Source organism: Brevundimonas sp., assembly GCF_024711105.1.
Classification (GTDB): Bacteria; Pseudomonadota; Alphaproteobacteria; order Caulobacterales; family Caulobacteraceae; genus Brevundimonas.
Genome location: NZ_JANJTL010000125.1, coordinates 1 through 5,039 on the forward strand (window position 1 = coordinate 1; position 5,039 = coordinate 5,039).

Consider the following 5,039-nt stretch of genomic DNA (forward strand, 5'->3'; position numbering starts at 1 on the left):
GATCACCATCTCGATCATGACGGGCTCCTAGTTCAGCGCGATCCGGCCGATAACGGCCGGGTCGGGGGTCGGGGTCTCGGGCGCGCCGTCCTGGCCGAAGTCGGTCCACTGGCTGCGGGCCATGAAGACGAAGTTGTCGCCGGAGATGAAGCCGGTGGTCGGCTCCGACAAGGGCGCCCCTTCGAACAGGGCCTGACGTTCGACCACGCTGGTCCAGTCGGGCGACAGGGTGAGCGCCAGGATGCGCGGCGTCTGGGTGCCGTTCTGGACAGCGATGATGCGATTGCCGCGACGGGCCAGGCCGTCGAGGCCGCGCACCTCCACGCCTTCCGGTACGCGGACCTGCTGCATGGCGCCGGTGGAGACCACCACCCGGTGCAGACCCGTCCCGTAGTTGGCGAAGATCACCCAGCGGCCGTCGTCCGACACCACCAGTCCCTGGGGCGAAGCGCGGGCCGGCGCGTCGGCGAGGTGCTCCAGCCGGCCCGATCCCGGCGCCAGCATGTAGATGCCCCCGCCGGTCGAATCGCTGACGAAGACCGAGCCGTCCGGCCCTAGCGCCAGGTCGGACAGCCGGCGGCCTTCGCCCGGCAGGGCGTAGACAGCCTGAACCTCGCCGTCCGACAGCGCCATGCGGATCAGGGCCGTCCCGGTCGCGCCCTCGATCGTGTCGTATTCGGTGTTGGAGGTCGTGACCCAGAGATGGCCGCGCTCCCGGTCGGCGACCATGCCGAAGACGCCGTGGGTCGCGCCTTCGGTCGTGAAGCGCTCCAGCGTCCCGTCCTGGCCGAGACGGAAGACGCCGGCCCTGTGGATCGACGAGACCAGCAGTCGCCCGTCGGCGCCGAAGGCGACGCTTTCCAGCAGCAGCGGCTCAGCCGGGCTGCGGGCCAGGACGGTCATGCCCTCGGGGGTGGTCTCGACCGTGACCACCGGAATCTCGGGCCCCGGGTCGTCCGGCCCGCCGAGAAAGCCGCAGGCGGCCAGCAGCGGCGCAAGCGCCAGGGCGGCGAGGAGAGGGCGGCGGACCATCGGCAAACTCCGAGAACGGCTGAGCCTAGCCTTGGCCGTGCGACTTGGGCAATCGAAAGGCCCGTCCGGGTGACAGGGCGGGCCGACGTGCTATTGAGCGCGCCTCAGGACGGAGCCGCCCCTTGGGGCAGCTTCGAAAGGAAACGCCGTTCAAGGGCGAGGCATGAAGAAGAACACGCAACCGCTGTCCCTGCGCGTGCCGGAACCGCCGGCGCGACCGGGCGGCAAGGCCGATTTCTCCCACGTCCCGATGGACCCCGCCGGCGCGGTCGCGCGCCCGGACATCACCGCGACGCCGGAAGAGATGCGCGACCACGCCTTCAGGCTGATCCGCGTGCTGGACGACGACGGCCAGGCGGTCGGCCCGTGGAACCCGCGGCTTGACGCCGACACGATGCGGCGGGGCCTCAAAGCCATGATCCTGACCCGCGCCTTTGATGACCGGATGCACCGCGCCCACCGCCAGGGGAAGACCAGCTTCTACATGAAGTGCACCGGCGAGGAGGCCATCGCCTGCGCCCAGGGGCTGGTCTTCAGCCCCGAGGACATGGGCTTTCCGACCTACCGCCAGCAGGGCCTGCTGATCGTTCGCGGCTATCGGCTCGCGAGCATGATGAACCAGATCTATTCGAACGCGGCGGACCCGATCAAAGGCCGCCAGCTCCCGATCATGTACTCGGACAAGTCGTTCGGCTTCTTCACCATCTCGGGCAACCTGGGCACCCAGTATCCGCAGGCCGTGGGCTGGGCGATGGCCAGCGCCTACAAGGGCGACGACAAGGTCGCCGTGGCCTGGATCGGCGACGGGGCGACGGCGGAAGGCGACTTCCACTCCGCCCTGACCTTCGCCGCGGTCTATCGCGCGCCGGTGGTGCTGAACATCGTCAACAACCAGTGGGCCATCTCGTCCTTCCAGGGTATCGCCGGCGGGCTCGAGACGACCTTCGCCTCCAAGGCCATCGGCTACGGCCTGCCGTGCCTCAGGGTCGACGGCAACGACTTCCTGGCCGTCTGGGCCGCCAGCCAGTGGGCGGCGGAGCGGGCGCGCTCGAACCTGGGCGCGACGGTCATCGAGATGCTGACCTACCGCCACGCGCCGCACTCGACCTCGGACGACCCCAGCCGCTATCGGCCCGCCGACGAGGGCGAGCACTGGCCGCTGGGCGATCCCATCGAGCGGCTGAAGCAGCACCTGATCGGCCTGGGCGAATGGTCTGACGACCAGCACAAGGCCGCTGAAGACGAGGCCGTCGAACAGGTCCGCGCCGCCGGCAAGGAGTCCGAGGCCATCGGCACGCTCGGCCAGTCGCGGCCCAGCGTGAAGACCATGTTCGAGGAGGTGTTCGCCTCCGAGGACTGGCGCCTGGTCGAACAGCGCCGCGAAGTGGGGGTCTGATCCATGGTTGAGCAAACGACCTTCACCGAAGCCGACCGCACCGACGGCATCGCGCCGGACGCCGTGGACGCCAAAAACCCGCCGGCCTCCGACGCGCCGGAGCGTCCGTCGGTCGCCGCCATGAACATGATCCAGGCGCTGAACTCGGCGCTCGACGTGAAGATGGCCGAGGACCCCAACGTCCTGTCGTTCGGCGAGGACGCCGGGTACTTCGGCGGCGTCTTCCGCGTCACGGACCACCTGCAGCAGAAGCACGGCCTGACCCGCAGCTTCGACGCCCCAATCTCGGAGAACGGCATCGCCGCGGCCGGCATCGGCATGGCGGTCTATGGCCTGCGCCCCGTGATCGAGATGCAGTTCGCGGACTACATCTATCCGGCCTACGACCAGCTGGTCTCCGAGGCCGCCAAGATCCGCTATCGCTCGGGCGGCGAGTTCACCGTGCCGATCACAGTCCGCAGCCCCTACGGCGGCGGCATCTTCGGCGGCCAGACGCACAGCCAGAGCCCCGAGAGCCTGTTCACCCATATCGCGGGGCTGAAGGTCGTCATTCCGTCCAACCCCTACGACGCCAAGGGCCTGCTGATCGCCTCGATCGAGGACGACGACCCGGTCGTCTTCTTCGAGCCCAAGCGCCTCTACAACGGCCCGTTCGACGGCTGGCACCAGAACCCCGTCCAGCCCTGGAAGGCCCAGAAGCTGGCCCAGGTCCCGACCGGCAAGTACGTCGAGCCGCTGGGCAAGGCGCGGATCATGCGCGAGGGCTCGGATGTCACCATTCTGGCCTATGGGACCATGGTCTGGGTCAGCCTGGCGGCCGCCGAGCACGCGGGCGTCGACGCCGAGGTCATCGACCTGCGCTCGCTGGTGCCGCTCGACATCGAAGCCATCGAGGCCAGCGTGAAGAAGACCGGCCGCTGCGTGGTGGTGCACGAGGCGCCCAAGACGAGCGGCTACGGCGCCGAGCTCAGCGCGCTGGTGCAGGAGCGCTGCTTCTACCACCTGGAGGCGCCGGTGGCGCGGGTGTGCGGCTGGGACATCCCGTACCCGCACGCCTTCGAGTGGGAATATTTCCCCGGCCCCGAACGGGTGGCCGACGCGCTCAAGCGGACCATGGAGGGCTGATCGGGATGGGTCGTTTCGTCTTCAAGCTGCCCGACGTGGGCGAAGGCACCGCCGAGGCCGAACTGGTCGCCTGGCACGTCAAGATCGGCGACACCGTCGCCGAGGACCAGATCATCGCCGACGTCATGACCGACAAGGCGACGGTCGAGCTGACCAGCCCGGTGGCCGGCAAGGTCACCGCGCTCCATGGCGAGCCAGGCTCCATGCTGGTCGTCCGCGCGCCGCTGGCCGAGTTGGAGGTCGAGGGGGCAGGGAACGCGTCCGAGGCCGAGCCTGCGCCCGCCGCCGCTCCGGCTCCGAAGGCCGAGCCGGTCAAGTCCGCTGAACCCGCGCCGGCGCCCGCCGCCGCGCCGGCTCCGGCCGCTTCGGGCGCCAATTACGTCTTCAAGCTGCCTGACGTGGGCGAGGGCACGGCCGAGGCCGAGCTGGTTGGCTGGCACGTCAATGTCGGCGACACGGTCTCCGAGGACCAGATCCTCGCCGACGTCATGACCGACAAGGCGACCGTCGAGATCACCAGCCCGGTGAGCGGCGTCGTGGTGGCCCTGCACGGCGAGCCGGGCGTGGCCCAGGCCGTCGGCGGCCCCCTGGTCAGCTTCAAGGTCGAGGGCGCCGGCAATGTGAAGGCCGAGGCCGCGCCGGCTCCGGCGCCCGCGCCGAAGGCGGCTGAGCCCGCCAAGGCCGAGGCCAAGCCTGCGCCTGCCAAGACAGACACGCCCAAGGCGGCTCCGGCCAAGGCCGCCGCCGAAGCCTTCACCACGCGCATCGCGGGCGAACGCCCGCTGGCCTCGCCGGCGGTGAGGAAGCGCGCGCGCGAGCTGGGCATCGAGCTGCAGTTCGTGCCGGGCTCGGGTCCGGCGGGCCGGATCACCCACGAGGACCTGGACGGCTACGTCGCCTCCGGCGGCCGGGGCTCGGCCGCGCCATCCGGCGGCGGCTCGATGTACGCCCAGGCCGAGGGCGTGACCGAGACCCGCGTCATCGGGGTCCGGCGCAAGATCGCCGAGAAGATGGCCGAGAGCGTGCGGCGCATCCCGCACATCACCTATGTCGAGGAGATCGACGTCACGGCGCTGGAGGAGCTTCGCGCCCACCTGAACGCCCAGGCCAAGCAGACCGGCAAGCCCAAGCTGAACGTCCTGCCGTTCATCGCCCGCGCCATCGTCGTGGCCCTGCGCGACCAGCCGAAGATCAACTCGCACTACGATGACGAGGCCGGGGTGCTGACCACGCACAACGCCGTGCACCTGGGCATCGCCGCCCAGACGCCGAACGGCCTGATGGTCCCGGTCGTCCGCCACGCTGAGGCCCGCGACCCCTATGACACCGCGCTCGAGATCGCGCGCGTCTCGGGCGCGGCCAAGGACGGCTCGGCCAAGCGCGAGGAGCTGTCCGGCTCGACCATCACCATCACCTCGCTCGGCACGCTGGGAGGCGTCGTCCACACGCCGATCATCAACCACCCCGAGGTCGCCATCGTCGGCCC

The 5,039-nt window shown here is 70.2% G+C and carries 4 protein-coding genes; 3 read left to right on the plus strand and 1 reads right to left on the minus strand.

Going from position 1 to position 5,039, the window contains the following annotated elements:
- Window positions 1-27 precede the first annotated feature (27 nt).
- Window positions 28-1,032, minus strand: a complete 1,005-nt coding sequence (locus Q0M60_RS09280; protein ID WP_296818541.1) for a hypothetical protein — start codon at window positions 1,030-1,032, stop codon at window positions 28-30.
- Between the two features lie 163 nt (window positions 1,033-1,195).
- Between Q0M60_RS09280 and Q0M60_RS09285 the strand changes: the two genes are divergently transcribed.
- The 3 genes from Q0M60_RS09285 to Q0M60_RS09295 all read left to right on the plus strand — a co-directional run.
- Window positions 1,196-2,428, plus strand: coding sequence for a thiamine pyrophosphate-dependent enzyme (locus tag Q0M60_RS09285; protein ID WP_296818544.1), 1,233 nt, complete (start codon window positions 1,196-1,198; stop codon window positions 2,426-2,428).
- Window positions 2,429-2,548: 120 nt separating this feature from the next.
- Window positions 2,549-3,553: an alpha-ketoacid dehydrogenase subunit beta gene (locus Q0M60_RS09290; RefSeq protein WP_366855768.1), complete on the plus strand. Its 1,005-nt coding sequence runs from the start codon at window positions 2,549-2,551 to the stop codon at window positions 3,551-3,553.
- Window positions 3,554-3,558: 5 nt separating this feature from the next.
- A partial coding sequence (locus Q0M60_RS09295) for a 2-oxo acid dehydrogenase subunit E2 (protein ID WP_296818549.1) occupies window positions 3,559-5,039 on the plus strand: 1,481 nt, incomplete at its 3' end.